At 74.3% G+C, this 17522-nt stretch carries 14 protein-coding genes and 1 riboswitch; of the genes, 10 read left to right on the forward strand and 4 right to left on the reverse strand.

Features of this window, described 5'->3' with window-relative positions; genetic code table 11:
* The first annotated feature begins 107 nt into the window (after positions 1-107).
* Positions 108-1412, forward strand: a complete 1305-nt coding sequence (locus ACZ56E_RS14925) for an amidohydrolase (protein ID WP_471214300.1) — start codon at positions 108-110, stop codon at positions 1410-1412.
* Here the strand turns inward: ACZ56E_RS14925 and cobN are convergent.
* Positions 1364-4984 carry a cobaltochelatase subunit CobN gene (gene cobN, locus ACZ56E_RS14930; protein WP_471214301.1) on the reverse strand — a complete coding sequence of 1207 codons (3621 nt, stop codon included), beginning with the start codon at positions 4982-4984 and terminating at the stop codon, positions 1364-1366. The two genes, ACZ56E_RS14925 and cobN, sit on opposite strands and share 49 nt — an antisense overlap.
* Before the next feature lie 41 nt (positions 4985-5025).
* A riboswitch (cobalamin riboswitch) is annotated at positions 5026-5149 on the reverse strand.
* A 124-nt stretch (positions 5150-5273) separates the two neighbouring features.
* Between cobN and ACZ56E_RS14935 the strand changes: the two genes are divergently transcribed.
* From ACZ56E_RS14935 to ACZ56E_RS14945, 3 genes are read left to right on the forward strand one after another with little or no spacing between them, the layout of a single operon-like run.
* The gene (locus tag ACZ56E_RS14935) at positions 5274-7100 is read left to right on the forward strand and encodes a cobalamin biosynthesis protein CobG (RefSeq protein WP_471214303.1); all 1827 of its coding nucleotides are present in this window, start codon (positions 5274-5276) and stop codon (positions 7098-7100) included.
* An 11-nt stretch (positions 7101-7111) separates the two neighbouring features.
* The gene (locus ACZ56E_RS14940; RefSeq protein ID WP_362992512.1) at positions 7112-7738 is read left to right on the forward strand and encodes a precorrin-8X methylmutase; all 627 of its coding nucleotides are present in this window, start codon (positions 7112-7114) and stop codon (positions 7736-7738) included.
* A complete protein-coding gene (locus ACZ56E_RS14945) occupies positions 7735-9264 on the forward strand; it encodes a precorrin-2 C(20)-methyltransferase (RefSeq protein WP_471214307.1) in 1530 nt (509 codons plus the stop codon). The genes ACZ56E_RS14940 and ACZ56E_RS14945 overlap by 4 nt, the downstream gene beginning before the upstream one ends.
* 115 nt (positions 9265-9379) lie before the next feature.
* Here the strand turns inward: ACZ56E_RS14945 and ACZ56E_RS14950 are convergent, their stop codons facing one another.
* Positions 9380-10126, reverse strand: coding sequence for a cobalt-precorrin-6A reductase (locus ACZ56E_RS14950; RefSeq protein ID WP_471214309.1), 747 nt, complete (start codon positions 10124-10126; stop codon positions 9380-9382).
* A gap of 17 nt (positions 10127-10143) precedes the next feature.
* On the opposite strand from ACZ56E_RS14950, the gene ACZ56E_RS14955 reads away from it, so the two are divergent.
* Positions 10144-11277 carry a cobalt-precorrin-5B (C(1))-methyltransferase gene (locus ACZ56E_RS14955; protein WP_471214310.1) on the forward strand — a complete coding sequence of 378 codons (1134 nt, stop codon included), beginning with the start codon at positions 10144-10146 and terminating at the stop codon, positions 11275-11277.
* A 39-nt stretch (positions 11278-11316) separates the two neighbouring features.
* Here the strand turns inward: ACZ56E_RS14955 and cobM are convergent, their stop codons facing one another.
* Complete coding sequence (gene cobM / locus ACZ56E_RS14960; RefSeq protein ID WP_468085199.1) at positions 11317-12066, reverse strand: precorrin-4 C(11)-methyltransferase; 750 nt, start codon at positions 12064-12066, stop codon at positions 11317-11319.
* Positions 12063-13331: a precorrin-6y C5,15-methyltransferase (decarboxylating) subunit CbiE gene (cbiE, locus tag ACZ56E_RS14965; RefSeq protein ID WP_471214311.1), complete on the reverse strand. Its 1269-nt coding sequence runs from the start codon at positions 13329-13331 to the stop codon at positions 12063-12065. The genes cobM and cbiE overlap by 4 nt, the downstream gene beginning before the upstream one ends.
* Before the next feature lie 155 nt (positions 13332-13486).
* Here cbiE and tsaD point away from each other — a divergent pair, with 155 nt between their 5' ends.
* The 5 genes from tsaD (at position 13487) to ACZ56E_RS14990 (ending at position 17446) form a co-directional block, all read left to right on the forward strand.
* Positions 13487-14557 carry a tRNA (adenosine(37)-N6)-threonylcarbamoyltransferase complex transferase subunit TsaD gene (tsaD, locus tag ACZ56E_RS14970; RefSeq protein WP_471214312.1) on the forward strand — a complete coding sequence of 357 codons (1071 nt, stop codon included), beginning with the start codon at positions 13487-13489 and terminating at the stop codon, positions 14555-14557.
* A complete protein-coding gene (locus ACZ56E_RS14975) occupies positions 14557-15186 on the forward strand; it encodes a GNAT family N-acetyltransferase (protein ID WP_471214313.1) in 630 nt (209 codons plus the stop codon). Before tsaD ends, ACZ56E_RS14975 begins: the two co-directional genes overlap by 1 nt.
* Before the next feature lie 150 nt (positions 15187-15336).
* Positions 15337-15729, forward strand: coding sequence for a cell division protein SepF (locus ACZ56E_RS14980; protein WP_468602685.1), 393 nt, complete (start codon positions 15337-15339; stop codon positions 15727-15729).
* 164 nt (positions 15730-15893) lie between these two features.
* Positions 15894-17060: an AAA family ATPase gene (locus ACZ56E_RS14985; protein ID WP_471214315.1), complete on the forward strand. Its 1167-nt coding sequence runs from the start codon at positions 15894-15896 to the stop codon at positions 17058-17060.
* Positions 17057-17446: a nucleotide pyrophosphohydrolase gene (locus tag ACZ56E_RS14990; RefSeq protein ID WP_471214316.1), complete on the forward strand. Its 390-nt coding sequence runs from the start codon at positions 17057-17059 to the stop codon at positions 17444-17446. Before ACZ56E_RS14985 ends, ACZ56E_RS14990 begins: the two co-directional genes overlap by 4 nt.
* Positions 17447-17522: the final 76 nt, after the last annotated feature.

A 17522-nucleotide genomic window follows, 5' to 3' on the forward strand; every position in this document is an offset into this window, starting at 1 on the left:
CGATCTTCGGTGACGACTGGGGTGACGTGCGCGCGGTGTGACCGGTTCCGGGCGTCCCGGAACGTCGTACGTAGGGTGGCGGGAGTACGACAGACGAGGAGCGTGACATGACCGCCGCCGAACGGAACGCCTCCGCCCTGCGGGGCCTCGACGCCATCAAGGCGGAACTCGCCGATCTCTACCGGGATCTGCACGCCCACCCCGAGCTGTCCTTCGAGGAACACCGCACCGCCGCCGAGGTCGCCCGCCGCGCCGCCTCGTACGGATACGAGGTCACGACCGGCGTCGGCCGCACCGGTGTCGTCGCCGTCCTGGCGAACGGCGAGGGTCCGACCGTCCTGCTGCGCGCCGACTTCGACGCGCTGCCCGTGACGGAGCGCACCGGCCTTCCGTACGCGTCCGTCAACGAAGGCGTGATGCACGCCTGCGGCCACGACATGCACGTCACCTGTCTGCTGGGCGCGCTGCGGCTGCTCGCGGATGCCCGCGACGGCTGGTCGGGCAGGATCGTCGGGGTCTTCCAGCCCGCCGAGGAGATCGCGCAGGGCGCGCGGGCGATGGTCGAGGACGGTTTCTACGAGCGGTTCGGCGTCCCGGACGTCGTGCTCGGGCAGCATGTCGCGCCGCTTCCCGCCGGCATGATCGGGGCGCACTCCGGGCCGGCCTTCGCGGCGACCGACGCCCTGCGTGTACGGATGTTCGGCAAGGGGGCGCACGGCTCTCGCCCCGAGGCGTCGATCGACCCCGTGGTGATGGCCGCCGCGACCGTGATGCGGCTGCAGACCGTCGTGTCGCGGGAGATCGCGGGCGGCGAGACGGCCGTGGTCACCGTCGGCTCGCTGCAGGCGGGCACGAAGGACAACATCATCCCGGACGAGGCCGAGCTGAAGATCAACATCCGGACGTACACGCCCGAGGTCCGCAGGCGGGTCCTCGCCGCCGTCGAGCGCATCGTCAGGGGCGAGGCGGCCACGGCGGGGGCGGAGCGGGAGCCCGAGATCACGGAGATCGACTCGTTCCCCGTCCTCGACAACGACGCGGCCGCCGTCGAGAGGACGATGGCGGCGATCGGCGCGGTGCTCGGCGAGGACCGGATCCTCGATCCGGGCCCCGTGACCGGCAGCGAGGACGTCGGATACTTCGCGACCTGCGCCGATCGCGAAGTCCCGCTCTGCTACTGGCTGTTCGGCGGCGCCGACCCGGCGGAGGTGGTGGCCGCGCAGCAGGCCGGGACCTTCGAGCGCGACATCCCGTCCAACCACTCGCCGTTCTTCGCCCCGCTGGTCGAGCCGGCCGTCACCACCGGCGTCACGGCGCTGACGACGGCCGCACTCGCCTGGCTCGGGGGTTCAGAGGCAGACCCTCAGCCCTTGTCGCCGCCGTCCTCCAAGTCGCCCTCGGACTCCAGGTAGGCCTGCCGCAGCGCTTCGAGCACCGCCGGGTCCGGCTTGGCCCACATGCCGCGCGACTCCGCCTCCAGAAGGCGCTCCGCGATGCCGTGCAGGGCCCAGGGGTTGGCCTCCTGGAGGAACTGACGGTTCGTCGGGTCCAGGACGTACGTCTCCGTGAGCTTGTCGTACATCCAGTCGGCGACGACGCCCGTCGTGGCGTCGTACCCGAACAAGTAGTCCACGGTGGCGGCGAGTTCGAAGGCTCCCTTGTAGCCGTGGCGGCGCATCGCCTCGATCCACTTGGGGTTGACCACGCGGGCGCGGAAGACGCGGCTCGTCTCCTCCACCAGCGTGCGCGTGCGGACCGTCTCGGGGCGGGTCGAGTCGCCGATGTACGCCTCCGGGGCCGTGCCCCGCAGCGCGCGCACGGTCGCCACCATGCCGCCGTGGTACTGGAAGTAGTCGTCCGAGTCCGCGATGTCGTGCTCGCGGGTGTCCGTGTTCTTCGCGGCGACCGCGATGCGCTTGTACGCGGTCTCCATCTCGGCGCGCGCCGGGCGGCCTTCGAGCCCGCGGCCGTACGCGTAGCCGCCCCACACCGTGTACACCTCGGCGAGGTCCGCGTCGGTGCGCCAGTCGCGGGAGTCGATGAGCTGGAGCAGGCCCGCGCCGTACGTACCCGGACGCGAACCGAAGATGCGGGTGGTGGCCCGGCGCTCGTCGCCGTGCTCGGCCAGGTCGGCCTGGGCGTGGGCGCGTACGTAGTTCTGGTCGGCGGGCTCGTCGAGCGAGGCGGCGAGCCGCACCGCGTCGTCGAGCAGGCCGATGGTGTGCGGGAACGCGTCGCGGAAGAAGCCCGAGATGCGCAGCGTCACATCGATGCGGGGACGGCCCAGCTCCTCGTACGGGATGGCCTCCAGACCCGTGACGCGGCGCGACGCGTCGTCCCAGACCGGGCGGACGCCGAGCAGCGCCATGGCCTCGGCGACGTCGTCGCCCGCGGTGCGCATCGCGCTCGTGCCCCACAGGGAGAGGCCGACGGACGTGGGGTACTCGCCGTTGTCCGTCCTGTACCGCTCGATGAGGGAGTCGGCGAGGGCCTGGCCCGTCTCCCACGCGAGGCGGGACGGGACGGCCTTCGGGTCGACCGAGTAGAAGTTGCGGCCGGTCGGCAGGACGTTGACCAGGCCGCGCAGCGGGGAGCCCGAGGGGCCCGCCGGGACGAAGCCGCCGTTCAGGGCGTGGACGGAGTGGTCGAGCTCGGCGGTGGTGGCCGCGAGGCGCGGCACGACCTCGCGGGCCGCGAACTCCAGGACCGCGGCGACCTGTTCACCCTGGTCGCGGGGGACGGCGGCGAGGTCCCAGTCCGCGTCGTCCATCGCCTGGACCAGCGCGCGGGCCTGCTCCTCGGCCGCGTCGGCGGTGGTGCGCGTCGCCGCGGACTCGTCGAGACCGAGGGCTTCGCGCAGACCGGGCAGGGCGGTCGTGCCGCCCCAGATCTGGCGGGCCCGCAGGATCGCGAGGACGAGGTTGACGCGGTCACCGGCGGCCGGGGCGGTGCCGAGGACGTGCAGGCCGTCGCGGATCTGCGCGTCCTTGATCTCGCAGAGCCAGCCGTCGACGTGCAGCAGGAAGTCGTCGAAGCCGTCGTCGTCCGGACGGTCCTCGAGACCCAGGTCGTGGTCGAGCTTCGCGGCCTGGATGAGCGTCCAGATCTGCGCGCGGATCGCCGGAAGCTTCGCCGGGTCCATGGAGCTGATCTGCGCGTACTCGTCGAGGAGCTGCTCAAGGCGCGCGATGTCGCCGTAGGAGTCGGCGCGTGCCATCGGCGGCACCAGGTGGTCGATGAGCGTGGCGTGCACGCGGCGCTTGGCCTGGGTGCCCTCGCCCGGGTCGTTGACCAGGAAGGGGTAGATCAGCGGCAGGTCGCCGAGCGCGGCGTCGGGGCCGCAGGCGGCGGACAGGCCCGCGTTCTTGCCGGGCAGCCACTCCAGGTTGCCGTGCTTGCCGAGGTGGATCATCGCGTCGGCGCCGAAGCCGCCGTCCGCCGCGGACGCCGCGATCCAGCGGTACGCCGCCAGGTAGTGGTGCGACGGCGGCAGGTCCGGGTCGTGGTAGATCGCGATGGGGTTCTCGCCGAAGCCGCGCGGCGGCTGGATGAGGATGAGCAGGTTGCCGCGGCGCAGGGCGGCGAGCACGATGTCGCCCTCCGGGTCCCCGCCGTTGCCGACCCGCGAGCGGTCCAGGAACATCTCGCCGGGCGGCGGCCCCCAGTGCTGCTCGACCGAGTCCCGCAGCTCCTGCGGGAGCGTCGCGTACCACCGCTTGTAGTCGGCGGCCGGGATGCGCACCGGGTTGGCGGCGAGCTGCTCCTCGGTGAGCCAGTCCTGGTCGTGGCCGCCCGCGTCGATGAGCGCGCGGATCAGCTCGTCGCCGTCGCCGGAGACGAGGCCCGGGATGTCGGCCTCGGGACCGAAGTCGTAGCCCTCGGCGATGAGCCTGCGCAGGAGCGCGACGGCGGACGCGGGGGTGTCGAGGCCGACCGCGTTGCCGATGCGGGAGTGCTTGGTCGGGTACGCGGAAAGCACCAGCGCGAGGCGCTTGTCGGCGGCCGGGATGTGCTTCAGGCGCGCGTGCCGCACGGCGATGCCGGCGACCCGGGCCGCCCGCTCGGCGTCGGCCACGTACGCGGGAAGGCCGTCCTCGTCGATCTCCTTGAAGGAGAAGGGGACCGTGATGAGGCGCCCGTCGAACTCGGGCACCGCGATCTGGCTCGCGGCGTCCAGCGGCGAGACGCCCTCGTCGTTCTCCTCCCACGCGGAGCGCGACCCGGTCAGGCAGAGCGCCTGGAGGATCGGTACGTCGAGGCCGGTCAGCGCGCCCGCGTCCCACGACTCGTCGTCGCCGCCGGCCGACGCCTCGGCGGGCTTGGTGCCGCCCGCCGCGAGGACCGTCGTCACGATGGCGTCGGCGGCGCGCAGCTCGTCGATCAGCTCGGGCTCGGGGGCGCGCAGCGAAGCCACGTACAGCGGCATGGCGCGGGCGCCCGCGTCCTCGATCGCGCCGCACAGCGCGTCCACGAAGGCGGTGTTGCCGCTCATGTGGTGGGCGCGGTAGTAGAGCACCGCGACGGTCGGGCCGTCGGTGCCTTCCGTGCGGGCGGTGCGCTCCAGCGGGCCCCAGGAGGGGGCGGCGGCGGGCGGCTCGAAGCCGTGGCCGGTGAGCAGCACGGTGTCGGAGAGGAAGCGGGCCAGCTGCTCCAGGTTGGCGGGGCCGCCGTGCGCGAGGTAGGCGTGCGCCTCGGCGGCGATGCCGATCGGCACGGTCGACGAGGCCATCAACTGGGCGTCGGGCGCCTGTTCGCCGGTGAGCACGACGACCGGGAGGCCGGTGGCGATGAGCTGGTCCAGGCCGTCCTGCCAGGCGCGGACGCCGCCGAGGAGGCGTACGACGACGAGGTCGACGCCGTCGAGCAGGGCGGGCAGCCCGTCGAGGTCCAGGCGGGACGGGTTGGCGAACCGGTAGTCGACGGGGCCACCCGCCGCGCGGGCGCTGAGCAGGTCGGTGTCGGAGGTCGACAACAGCAGAAGCATGCGGGCGCAGGCCTTCCTCGGGGTGTCCGCGCCCCGGGTGGTCGTATGGACGGCAGGAGTTCCTGGCTCACCCCACGCGGGTGGGGCTCACAGTGGCGGGACCGCGCCGGATTCGCACCGGGCTTCCTCCCTCGGGTCCTGGTGGACCCACGCCGTCGCTGGCGTCGGCGGACCTGGAAGCCCGCCGCCTGCATAGTAAGTCCTGCCCGCCGCCGATGGGGCGGCCACCTGCCAGGACGGTCCGTCTCGGGAGGCGACCGGCCGGATCCGCGTGGGTATGCTCGCCGCCATGCCGCCCACCCGAGCACCATCCCCAGACCAGGGCGAATCCCTCATACGTGACCGGGGTGACGCCTGCCCCGGAGCCCTCCGTCTGCACCTCGCGGACGACGGGCGCCTCGCCCGACTCCGGCTGCCCGGGGGCCTTCTGACGGGGCATCAGGTAGCTGTGCTGGCAGCCGTGGCGGAGCGTCTGGCGGACGGGAACCTCAGCGTCACCTCACGCGGCAACATCGAGCTGCGCGGCCTCGGCGACGCGTGCGGCGGCGAACTCTCCCGGCTGCTCGCGGACGCCGGCCTGCTGCCCTCCGAGCGCCACGAGCGGGTGCGGAACGTGGTGGCGTCCCCGCTCGCGGGAACCGACGGACTCGGCCACGCCGACGTGCAGTTGTGGGCCCGCGAGCTGGACCGGCTCCTCTGCGCCGAGGAGTGGACGACGGCGCTCTCCGGCCGCTTCCTGTTCGCCCTCGACGACGGCCGCGGGGATGTGGCCGGGCTCGGCGGCGATGTGACCTTGATCGCAGAATCGGGCGGGACCGCGGTCGTACGTCTCGGGGGGCACGCCTTCCGGGTCGCCGGGGCCGACGCCCCGCGCGCCGCCCTCGCCGCCGCCGGGGCCTTCCTCGCCGCCGCGCGCGAGGCGGGCAACGGAGCCTGGCGGCTGCGCGAACTGCCCGAGGGCACGACCCCGGACCTGGCGGCAGCACTGGCCCGCGCCGACGTCACCGCCACACCCGCGGCTGCCGCTGCTACACCGGCCGACCTCACCGCTACACCCGCCGACCTCACCGCCACGCCCGTCGGTGGTGCCGTCACACCCGCTGATGGCGATGCCGCGCCCGCTGATGTCCCGCGGTCACCGGTTGCCGTGCTGTCCGCGGATGGCGGTGCCGCGCCTGCCGACGCCCGGCGGCTGCCGGTTGCCGTGCCGTCGGCTGATGGCGATGTCACGCTCGCCGGCGTCCCGCGGCTGCCGGACACCGCTTCGCCTGCGGATGGTGATGCTGCGCCTGCCGACGCCCGGCGGCTGCCGGTTGCCGCGCCGTCCGCTGATGGTGATGCCGCGCCCGCTGATGTCCCGCGGTCGCCGGTTGCCGTCACGCCCGCGGATGGTGATGCCGCGCCTGCCGACGCCCGGCGGCTGTCGGTCGGCGCGCCGACCGCTGATGGCGATGCCGCGCCCGCTGATGTCCCGCGGTCGCCGGTTGCCGTCACGCCCGCGGATGGTGATGCCGCGCCCGCTGATGTCCCGCGTCCGCCGGTTGCCGCGTCGGCCGCAGATGGCGATGCCGCGCCCGCCGGCACCCGGCGGCCGCCGAGTACCGCCCCGCCCGCCCCGGGCGTCGTCGGTCGCGCTGTGGTGGTCCACGCCCCCCTCGGCCGCGTGAGCGCCGCCCAGTGGCGGGCCCTTCTGCCGCTGCCCGCCGATGAGCTGCGGGTTACGCCCTGGCGCGGATTTGTGCTTCCCGGCTTCGCCGATGGGGTCGCGGCCCGCGAACGGCTGGCCGCGCTGGCCGGCGTCGGATACGTCACCGCACCCGACTCGCCCTGGCTGGGTGTCGGCGCCTGCACCGGACGCCCGGGCTGCGGCAAGTCCCTCGCCGACGTCCGCGGCGACGCCGTGCCCGGCACCGGCGGACTCCCCGTCCACTGGTCCGGCTGCGAGCGGCGCTGCGGGCACCCGCACGGCGACTGGGTCGACGTCCTCGCCACCGGCGACGGCCGCTACGAGGTCACGCGGCACACCGGCGGCTCGACCGAGCGCGTGACGGGCGGCACCCTGACCGAGACGGTCACCACGGCACGTAACACCACGAAAACGACGGCCACGAGATGAGCGAGAGCACAGTGTTCGACTACGAGAAGGACGGCGCGGCGATCTACCGCGAGTCCTTTGCCACCATCCGCGCGGAGGCGGACCTCCACGGCCTGCCCGCCGACGTCAGCCAGGTCGCGGTCCGGATGATCCACGCCTGCGGGATGGTGGATCTCGTGAAGGATCTCGCCTACAGCCCGCGAGTCATCGCCGACGCCCGCAAGGCGCTGCGCGACGGCGCGCCGATCCTCTGCGACGCGAACATGGTCGCGAGCGGCGTCACCCGCAAGCGGCTGCCCGCCGACAACGACGTGATCTGCACCCTCGCCGACCCGTCCGTGCCGGACCTCGCCGCCGAGCTCGGCACCACCCGCAGCGCCGCCGCCATGGAACTCTGGCGCGACCGCCTCGAAGGCTCCGTCGTCGCCATCGGCAACGCGCCCACCGCCCTCTTCCGCCTCCTGGAGATGATCGAGGAAGGCGCGCCGCGCCCGGCCGCCGTCCTCGGCATCCCGGTCGGCTTCGTCGGCGCCGCCGAGTCCAAGGACGCGCTCGCCGAGCACTCCTCCGGCCTGGAGTACCTGGTCGTACGAGGGCGTCGCGGCGGCAGCGCGATGGCCGCGGCGGCGATCAACGCGATTGCGAGCGAGGCGGAGTGAACACCGAGACCACTTCCCGGGGGAAGCTGTACGGCGTCGGGCTCGGCCCCGGCGACCCCTCCCTGATGACCGTGCGCGCCGTCGAGGTGATCGCGTCCGCCGACGTGATCGCGTACCACTCGGCCCGGCACGGCCGCTCCATCGCCCGCTCCATCGCGGCGAAGCACCTCAGGGACGACCACATCGAGGAACCGCTGGTCTACCCCGTCACGACGGAGACCACCGACCACCCCGGCGGCTACCGAGGCGCCCTCGACGAGTTCTACGAAGAGGCCGCCGCCCGCCTCGCCGTCCACCTCGACGCGGGCCGCACGGTCGCCGTCCTCGCCGAGGGCGACCCGCTCTTCTACGGCTCCTACCAGCACATGCACAAGCGCCTCGCGCACCGCTACCCGACCGAGGTGATCCCCGGCGTCACCTCGGTGAGCGCGGCGGCGGCCCGCCTCGGCGAGCCCCTGGTGGAGGCCGAGGAGGTCCTCACGATCCTGCCGGGCACGCTCCCCGAGGAGGAGCTGGCCGCGCGTCTCGCGGCGACGGACTCCGCGGTCGTCATGAAGCTCGGCCGTACGTTCGGGAAGGTGCGCGGCGCCCTGGAGAGCGCGGGCCGCCTCGACGAGGCGCGGTACGTCGAGCGCGCCACGATGGAGGGCGAGCGCACCGGCCGCCTCGCCGACGTGGACCCCGAATCGGTGCCGTACTTCTCGGTGGCGGTGCTGCCGAGCCGGGTGGCGCCCCTGACGGGCGGACCCGCGCCGGAACCGCCCGCGGAGCTGTGCGGAGAGGTCGTCGTGGTCGGCACGGGCCCCGCCGGGCCGCTGTGGCTGACCCCCGAGACGCGCGGAGCGCTCGCCGCCGCCGACGACCTGGTCGGCTACACCACGTACGTCGACCGGGTGCCGCACCGCCCCGGGCAGCGGCGGCACGGCTCCGACAACCGTGTGGAGTCGGAGCGCGCCGAGTTCGCCCTGGAGCTGGCCCGGCGCGGGCGGCGCGTGGCCGTCGTGTCGGGCGGCGACCCCGGCGTCTTCGCGATGGCCACGGCGGTCCTGGAGGCGGCCTCGCAGGACGCGTACGCGGACGTTCCGGTACGGGTGCTGCCCGGGGTGACGGCAGCGAACGCGGCGGCGGCCCGGGCGGGGGCCCCGCTCGGCCACGACTACGCGACGATCTCCCTCTCCGACCGGCTCAAGCCGTGGGAGGTCATCGCGGAGCGGCTTGCCGCGGCGGCCGCCGCGGATCTCGTCCTCGCGCTCTACAACCCGGGCTCGCGCAGCCGCACCTGGCAGGTCGGCAAGGCGCGCGAGCTGCTGCTCGAACACCGGGCGCCCGATACACCGGTCGTCCTCGGCCGAGACGTGGGCGGCCCCGAGGAGTCCGTACGTGTGGTGCGGCTCGCGGACCTCGACCCGGCGGAGGTCGACATGCGGACGCTGCTGATCGTCGGCTCTTCGCAGACGCGGGTGTCGCGGCGGCGCGGGGGTGGGGAGCAGATCGTCTGGACGCCCCGCAGGTATCCCGAGGGGTGATTCTGCGCGTGCGTTGTGGCTGAGCGCGCAAGTTCCCCGCGCCCCTTACCGGGGCGCACAGCCCCGCTTTCAGGGGCGCGGGGAACTGCGCGACCAGCCACCACGCACCCGCACCTCACCGCACAGCGGAACGCACCCAGTCGACGGCCTCCTCCGGGGTGGCGACCCCGGGCACGGCCGCCGGCAGGGCAGGGCGCCGGACCACCACGACCGGAACCCCCGCCTCGCGCGCGGCGACAAGCTTGGGTGCCGTCGCCGCGCCCCCACTGTCCTTCGTCACCACGACGTCGACCCGGTGGCGGCGCAACAGCTCCCGCTCCCCGTCGAGCGTGAACGGACCCCGGTCGAGGAGCACCTCCATCCGGGCGGGGTACGGCGGCTCGGGCGCGTCGACGGAGCGTACGAGGAACCACAGGGCCGCCGTCCCGGGGCCCGCGAACGCCGCGAGGCCCATCCGCCCGGTAGTGAGGAACACCCGCTCTCCCAGGGCGGGCAGCACCCGTGCCGCCTGCTCCAGGGAGTCGACCGGATGCCAGTCGTCGCCGTCCGACGCGACCCAGCCGGGGCGGCGCAGGGCGAGCAGGGGAACATGGGCCGTGGCGGCGGCCCGCGCCGCGTTGAACGAGATCGTCCCGGCGAAAGGATGGGTGGCGTCGATGAGCGCGTCCACGTGGTGTGCGGTCAGCCACGCCGCCAGCCCCTCGGCCCCGCCGAAGCCGCCCACGCGGACCTCGCCGGGCGGCAGGCGCGGCGCCGCGACCCGTCCCGCAAGGGAACTGGTCACCCGCAGCCCCGCATCGGCCGTGAGGAGCTCCGCCAGACGGCGGGCTTCGGTCGTTCCCCCCAGAATCAGTACGTGCACGGAGTTCGGTTCCATTCATGAGTGAGGCAAGCGGGGCGGGCCAGGCCAAGGGCGGGCGCAGCGCCCAACTCAAGCACACCGGCCTGCGCCCCGGCTGGACGACTGGTGCCTGTGCGACCGCCGCCACGACGGCCGCGTACACGGCGCTGCTGACCGGCGACTTTCCCGACCCGGTGACCATCACGCTGCCCAAGGGCCAGACGCCGGCCTTCGCGCTCGCCGCCGAGGAGCTGACGGACGCGTACGCCATGGCGGGCATCGTCAAGGACGCGGGCGACGACCCGGACGTCACGCACGGCGCGCTCGTGCGGTCCACGGTGCGGCGGCTGCCGCCCGGCTCCGGCGTCGTCTTCAAGGCGGGCCGGGGCGTGGGCACCGTCACCCGTCCCGGGCTGCCGCTGGACGTCGGCGAGCCCGCGATCAACCCCGTGCCGCGGCAGCTGATGCGCGAGCACGTGGCGCTGGTGGCGGAGCGGGCCGGGGCCGCGCCGGACGTCGAGATCACCGTCTCCGTGGACCACGGCGAGGAGATCGCCCGCTCCACCTGGAACCCGCGGCTCGGCATCCTCGGCGGCCTGTCCATCCTCGGGACGACCGGGATCGTCGTGCCGTACTCCTGCTCGGCGTGGATCGACTCGATCCGGCGGGGCGTCGACGTGGCGCGGGCGGCCGGGCGCACGCACGTCGCCGGGTGCACGGGATCGACGTCGGAGAAGACGGTCGTCGCCGAGTACGGGCTGCCGGAGGACGCGCTCCTCGACATGGGGGACTTCGCGGGCGCGGTCCTGAAGTACGTGCGCCGCCATCCCGTCGACCGGCTCACCATCTGCGGCGGCTTCGCCAAGCTGTCGAAGCTCGCGGCGGGCCACCTCGACCTGCACTCGGCCCGCTCCCAGGTCGACAAGGGCTTCCTCGCGGAGCTGGCCCGCAGGGGCGGCGCCTCCACCGGCCTCGCGGAGCAGGTCGCCGCCGCCAACACGGGCCTCGCGGCACTCCAGTTGTGCGCGGCGGCGGGCGTGCCGCTCGGCGACCTGGTCGCCGCGACGGCCCGCGACGAGGCGCTCGCCGTGCTGCGGGGCGCGCCGGTCATGGTCGACGTCATCTGCATCGACCGGGCCGGCACGGTCGTGGGCCGCAGCGCCCTCAAGTAGCACCGCGGGAGTGTGCCCGGCCGGCGCCCCGGGACACGGTCAGCAGACGTGCCGGTCCCGCTCCGCCGAGTACAGGTGGCTGTCGCGGAACTGCGAGGCGCCCAGCGTCCGCCCCACCATGATGACGGCGGTCCGCACGATGCCCGCCTCCTTCACCTGGCCCGCGATGGTCTCCAGCGTGCCCCGCAGGATCACCTCGTCGGGCCGGCTGGCGAGGGCGACCACCGCTGCGGGGCAGTCGGCGCCGTAGTGCGGCAGGAGCTCCTCGACCACGCGGTCGACGTACCCCGTGGCCAGGTGCAGGACGAGCAGGGCGCCGCTGCGGCCGAGCGTGGCCAGGTCCTCGCCCTCGGGCATGGCCGTCGCGCGCTGGGCGATGCGGGTGAGGATGACGGTCTGGCCGACGGTCGGCACGGTCAGCTCCCGCTTCAGCGCGGCCGCGGCGGCGGCGAACGCCGGGACGCCCGGCACCACTTCATAGGGCACCCCGGCCGCGTCGAGCCGCCGCATCTGCTCGGCCACCGCGCTGAACACGGACGGGTCGCCGGAGTGCAGCCGCGCCACGTCGAGGCCCTGCTCGTGCGCGTGCACCAGCTTCTCGGTGATCTGGTCCAGGTTGAGCTGCGCGGTGTCGACGAGCTGCGCGCCGTCCGGGCATTCGGCGAGGAGTTCGCGCGGCACCAGGCTGCCCGCGTACAGGCAGACCTGGCAGCTCGCGATCCGGCGCGCGCCGCGGACCGTGATCAGGTCGGCGGCGCCGGGTCCCGCGCCGATGAAGTACACGGTCATGTCTGGTCAACTCCTGCTTGCTGGGCCCGGACGGGCTTGGTGACGGACCATTGGGTGACCGGCATGGCCTGCCGCCAGCCGGTGAAGCCGCCCACGGGGACGGCCTGCGCGACCGCGAGCCGCACCAACTCGCCGCCGTGGCGCCGGTACCACTCGGTGAGCAGCGCCTCGGACTCCAGCGTGACGGTGTTGGCGACGAGGCGTCCGCCGGGCGGCAGCGCCTCCCATCCGGCGTCGAGGAGTCCGGGCGCGGTAAGGCCGCCGCCGATGAACACGGCGTCGGGCGTGGGCAGTCCGGCGAGCGCGGCGGGCGCGGCGCCGGTGACGACGCGCAGCCCCGGCACGCCGAGCCGATCGGCGTTCCGGGTGATCCGCTCGGCGCGCACGGGGTTCTTCTCGATGGTGACGGCACGGCACGACGGGTGCGCCCGCAGCCACTCCACGGCGATCGAACCCGAGCCGCCGCCCACGTCCCAGAGCAGTTCGCCGGGTGCGGGCGCGAGCGCGGCGAGCGTGGCGGCGCGGACGTACCGCTTGGTGAGCTGCCCGTCGCTCTCGTACGCGGCGTCGGGCAGCCCCGGCACGACGCCGAGCCGCAACGCGTCGGGGGAGCGGCGGCACTCGAGCGCGACGACGTTCAGGGCGTCGCCGGGCTCGTGCGACCAGGTGTCGGCGACGCCTTCGTACGCCGACTCGCGCTCGCCGCCGAGCTGTTCGAGGACGCGCAGCCGGCTCGGGCCGAAGCCGTGCTCGCGCAGCAGGGCGGCGACCTCGGCGGGCGTGGCCGCGTTCGCGCTGAGCACGAGGAGGCGGCGCCCGTCGTGCAGCGCGGCGGCGATCCGGGCGGCCGGGCGGCCGACGAGCGTGACGACCTCCGTGTCCTCGACGGGCCAGCCGAGGCGCGCGCAGGCGAGGGAGACGGCGGACGGGTGCGGGTACACGCGCAGCGCGGCGGCGCCGAGCTCCTCGGTGAGGGCGCGTCCGATGCCGTAGAACATGGGGTCGCCGCTGGCGAGCACGGCGACGCGGCGCCCCGCGTGGGCGGCGAGCAGGCCGGGCACGGCGGGCCGCAGCGGTGAGGGCCAGCGGACGCGCTCGCCGGGGCACCGGTCAGTGGGCAGCAGCTCCAGCTGGCGGGGACCGCCGATGAGTACGTCGGCCTCCGCGAGCGCGGCCCGTGACGCGGCGGGGAGCCCGTCCCAGCCGTCGGCCCCGATCCCGACGACGGCGACGGCCGGTGTTCCTGCGGGGGGTGCGGGGGTCACTGCTGGTACCTGACCTCGGGGTTCGGGGGGAGACTGCGCAGCCGCACTCTACTGGGGACCTGACGGCGTACCCTTATTGCACATAACTTGCAGGTACTTACCAAGTGCTATAGGTGCCCGGCCAAGAGCCGAACGGACAGAAAGGCCAACCCGCGATGGACTCACCGGTGGTGCTCGGCATTGAGTCGTCCTGCGACGAGACGGGCGCGGGCCTCGTCCGCGCGGGACGGCTGCTCGGCCACGCGGTGGCGTCGAGCATGGACGAACACGCCCGCTACGGCGGCGTCGTCCCGGAGATCGCCGCCCGCGCCCACGTCCACGCGCTCACCCCCGTGGTCCGCCGCGCCCTGGACGAGGCCGGGCTGCGCATGTCCGACATCGGCGCGGTGGCCGTCACGACCGGGCCCGGCCTCTCCGGCGCCCTCCAGGTCGGCCTCGCCGGCGCGAAGAGCCTCGCGTACGCCCTGGACGTACCGCTGTACGGCGTGCACCACCTGGCCGGGCACGTCGCCGCCGACACCCTGGAGCACGGCCCGCTCCCTGACCCCTGCATGGTCCTGATCGTCTCCGGCGGCCACACCTCGCTCCTTCTGGTACGCGACCTCGCGCGCGACCCGATCGTCCACCTCGGCGACACCCTCGACGACGCGGCGGGCGAGTGCTTCGACAAGGTCGCGCGGGTCTTCGGTCTGCCCTATCCGGGCGGTCCCGCCATCGACCGGGCGGCCCGCGACGGAGACCCGGCCGCCGTACCGTTCCCGCGCCCGCTGACCGGCCCGCGCGACACGGCGCACGCCCACGCCTTCTCCTTCTCCGGGCTGAAGACGGCCGCCGCACGCTGGGCGGAGGCGCACGCGGGCCGGCCGCTCCCGGTGGCCGACGGGGCGGCGTCGCTCCAGGAGGCCGTCGCCGACGTGCTCACCCGCAAGGCGGTCGCGGCCTGCCGCGAGTACGGCGTCGGCACGCTCGTCGTGGTCGGCGGCGTCGCGGCCAACTCCCGCGTGCGCGCGCTCGCCGAGGAGCGCTGCACGGCGGCGGGCATCGCGCTGCGCGTCCCGCCGCTGAGGCTCTGCACCGACAACGGCGCGATGATCGCGGCGGTCGGCGACCTGCTGGTGCGCGCGGGCGCGGAGCCCGCACCCCTGAACGTCTCGATCGACCCGTCGGCTCCCCTGGAGTTCGCCTCGCTCAACCCCGTGGGTGCGGTCTTCGGGCGGGTGGCGTGATGGGGCGGCGGCTGGTCGTGCGGCGGGTGGCTGGTGCCGAGCTGCTTGCGCGGTATGGCGAAGGCATACGTTCCGTCTACGCGGAGGCCTTCGCGGAGCCGCCTTGGAACGAGGGTCCGGCTGCGGCGGATCAGTACCTGGAGCGCCTTGCGGATGACACCGCGCAGCCCGGATTCACCGCGGCGGTCGCCCTCGACGGTGGTGTGCAGGGGCCCGGCGCGGTCCGGCCGCCGCGGCTCATCGGCTTCACGGCCGCCTGGGCGACCCCCACCCCGCTGCCCGACACTCGCGCATACCCCCTGGTTACCGCCGCCCTCGGGGCCCGCGCCCGCGAGTGGCTCGGCGGCTCGCGCCAAGTCGACGAACTCGCCGTCCGGCCCGGCGCCCAGGGTCTCGGCGCCGGGCGTGCCCTGCTCGCGGAGGTGACGCGGGACGCACCCGACGGCCGCTGCTGGCTCCTGACCGCGGCCCGCGCCGCCGACACGGTCCGGTTCTACCGCCGCGTCGGCTGGCACCAGATCGCCCACCCCGCCCCGGACAGCCGCGACGTGGCGGTCTTCCTCGGCCCGGAACACCCGGCCGCGCCGACGCCGGAAGGTGGCGAAGCTCACGGCGTCGAGCGTCGTTGAACGTCGTTGAACCCCGGAGAGAAGGGGCACCCGCCCCCTGACGGCCCGCGCCGACGGCCCGCGACCGTGTCGCTGTTGGGCTGAACGGGTGACTTGGCGTAAGAATTGGCCGGTGCAGAGAACAAGTGCGAGCCAGGACGGGGTGGGCAAGTGAGCAGCAGTCAGCGCCACGACGTCACCGATGAACAGTGGGAAGGGCTCGCCCAGGTCGTACCGCTGCGCAGCCGCAACGAGTGGCCTTCGTGGCCGGGGCACCGTGCGATGCCCGACGCGGAGACCGAGACGCGCCGCCGTTTCGTGGTGATGCGGGTCAACGTCTTCTCGGACGCCCGCGAGGTCGCCGAGACCGTGATGGCGCAGATCCCGGTCCTGCTGGACCTGACGGGCGCGGAGACCGAAGTCGCCAAGCGCGTCCTGGACTTCAGCAGCGGCGTGGTCCTCGGCCTCGGCTGCGGCATGCACCGGGTCGACAAGAACGTCTTCCTCCTCGCGCCGCCCGGCACGGAGGTCCAGGGTCTGGTGGAGGCGGTCGCGCAGCCGTGATGCCTGGGCGCCGTTAAAGCCCCGGCACCGTAACGCCTGGGCCCCGCACCGGTCTTAGTCCCTCGACGGCCGGTGCGGGCCTTCTTCAGGGGGAATCCCCCGATCGTAGGAAGGTCGGTTGGGCGTAACGGTTCACCGGCACGGCCGCCGCCTACCTTCCGGACATGACGGTGCATTCCCGGATCGCGGTCACGGACTCGCCGGCGGGCCGGAATCGGCCGCAGGTCACCGAACTGCGGCTGTCCGCCTTCGCCGGACACCGCGCCGCGGTGCTCCCGTTCGGCCCGATGACCCTGCTCACGGGGCCGAGCGGCAGCGGCAAGTCCAGCGCGCTCAGCGCGTACGAGGCACTGGCGCGGCTCAGCGCCGGCGCGGAACTCCCCGACGTCTTCGCTGACCCCGTGGCGTGCGTACCCGAACGCGCCCGCGCCGACGGCCAGCGGCGGCGCGGCTTCCGCATCGGCTGCACGGTCGAGGGACCCGTCGGGACCGTCCGGCTCGACCTCGCCGTGCAGGCCGAGCCCGAACTGCGCTTCGTGGGCGAGCGGCTGACCCGCGACGGGCTCGTCCTCCTGGAGACGGCGCTGCGCGACCCCGGCCGACGCGTCGTCCAGGCCGCCTGGCACACGGCGGGCGCGTCGCCCGTGACACGCGCCCCGATGCCGGACGACCGGCTCGGCACAGCGCTCGTGCCGCTGCGCGTGGCGGGGAAGACCGACGGGCAGCGGCTGGTCCTCGCGGCGGCGGAACAGGTCGTGGTCGCGCTGCGTTCGGCGTACGCCTGCGACCCGCGGCCCAGCCGCATGCGCGCACCCGTCCCGGCCGGCCTGATCGGCACGGGCCGCCTCCTGGGCGGCTGCGACAACCTCGCCGAAGTGCTGTGGCGCACCCGCTCGGAGTGCGCGACGCGCCACGCGATGCTCGTCTCCGCGGTGCGTTCCGGATGCGCGGGCCCGGTCGCCGACGTCTTCGCCGAGGAGGTGGAGGACGGCGCGGTGCACGCCTTCATCGACCGGGGCGGCGGGGTGCGGACGCCTCTCGGACGGCTCGGCGACGGCGAGTTGCGGTACCTCGCCCTGGCGCTGGTGCTGCTCACCGGACCCGGCGTGCTCGCCGTCGACCCGGTGGCCGAGGTGCCGCAGGCGTACCAGACCCTCACGGTCCTCGCCGACGGACTGGACCGGCGCCTCGACGCGCGCCAGTCGCGGGCCCTCGGCGAACTGGCGGCCCGCACCTGCGAGCGCGGGCACATCAGGCTGGTGGGAGCGGTGGGGGACGCGTCCTGGGCGGCCGACGCCGGGGGAGCTTCGGTGGTAGACCTGAGGCCGTGACAGAACGACTTGATGTAGCGGTACTGCAGCGCAGGCTGGCCGAGTTCGCGGCGGCGCGCGACTGGGAGCAGTACCACACCCCCAAGAACCTGGCCGCGGCGCTCAGTGTGGAGGCGTCGGAACTGGTGGAGATCTTCCAGTGGCTGACGCCCGAGGAGTCCGCGCGCGTGATGGCGGACCCGGACAGGGCGCCCCGGGTGGCGGACGAGGTGGCCGATGTCTTCGCGTATCTGCTGCAGTTCTGCGAGGTGCTGGGGATCGACGCGCTGGCGGCGCTCGCCGCGAAGATCGAGCGGAACGAGCGGCGCTTTCCGGTGCGGGCGCAGGATCCTGTGCGCTCCCAGGATCCCGTGCGGTCCCAGGACCCTGCCGTGGACGGTCCCTGAGTCCTTCCTGGAGTTCCTCGCCTCCCTCCGGGAGTCCTTTTCGCAGCGGTGGAGCCGATCGTTCCGGTATTTTCGT

It is taken from the genome of Streptomyces sp. NPDC039480 (assembly GCF_055597165.1).

Excerpts from the sequence above, each read along its gene's own strand:
- cobM (WP_468085199.1), bottom strand. The coding sequence starts at position 12,066 with ATGACCGTGTACTTCATCGGCGCGGGACCCGGCGCCGCCGACCTGATC.
- ACZ56E_RS14975 (WP_471214313.1), top strand. The coding sequence starts at position 14,557 with ATGGGGCGGCGGCTGGTCGTGCGGCGGGTGGCTGGTGCCGAGCTGCTT.
- cobN (WP_471214301.1), bottom strand. The coding sequence starts at position 4,984 with ATGCTTCTGCTGTTGTCGACCTCCGACACCGACCTGCTCAGCGCCCGC.
- ACZ56E_RS14955 (WP_471214310.1), top strand. The coding sequence starts at position 10,144 with ATGAGTGAGGCAAGCGGGGCGGGCCAGGCCAAGGGCGGGCGCAGCGCC.
- ACZ56E_RS14985 (WP_471214315.1), top strand. The coding sequence starts at position 15,894 with ATGACGGTGCATTCCCGGATCGCGGTCACGGACTCGCCGGCGGGCCGG.
- ACZ56E_RS14935 (WP_471214303.1), top strand. The coding sequence starts at position 5,274 with ATGCCGCCCACCCGAGCACCATCCCCAGACCAGGGCGAATCCCTCATA.
- ACZ56E_RS14925 (WP_471214300.1), top strand. The coding sequence starts at position 108 with ATGACCGCCGCCGAACGGAACGCCTCCGCCCTGCGGGGCCTCGACGCC.
- tsaD (WP_471214312.1), top strand. The coding sequence starts at position 13,487 with ATGGACTCACCGGTGGTGCTCGGCATTGAGTCGTCCTGCGACGAGACG.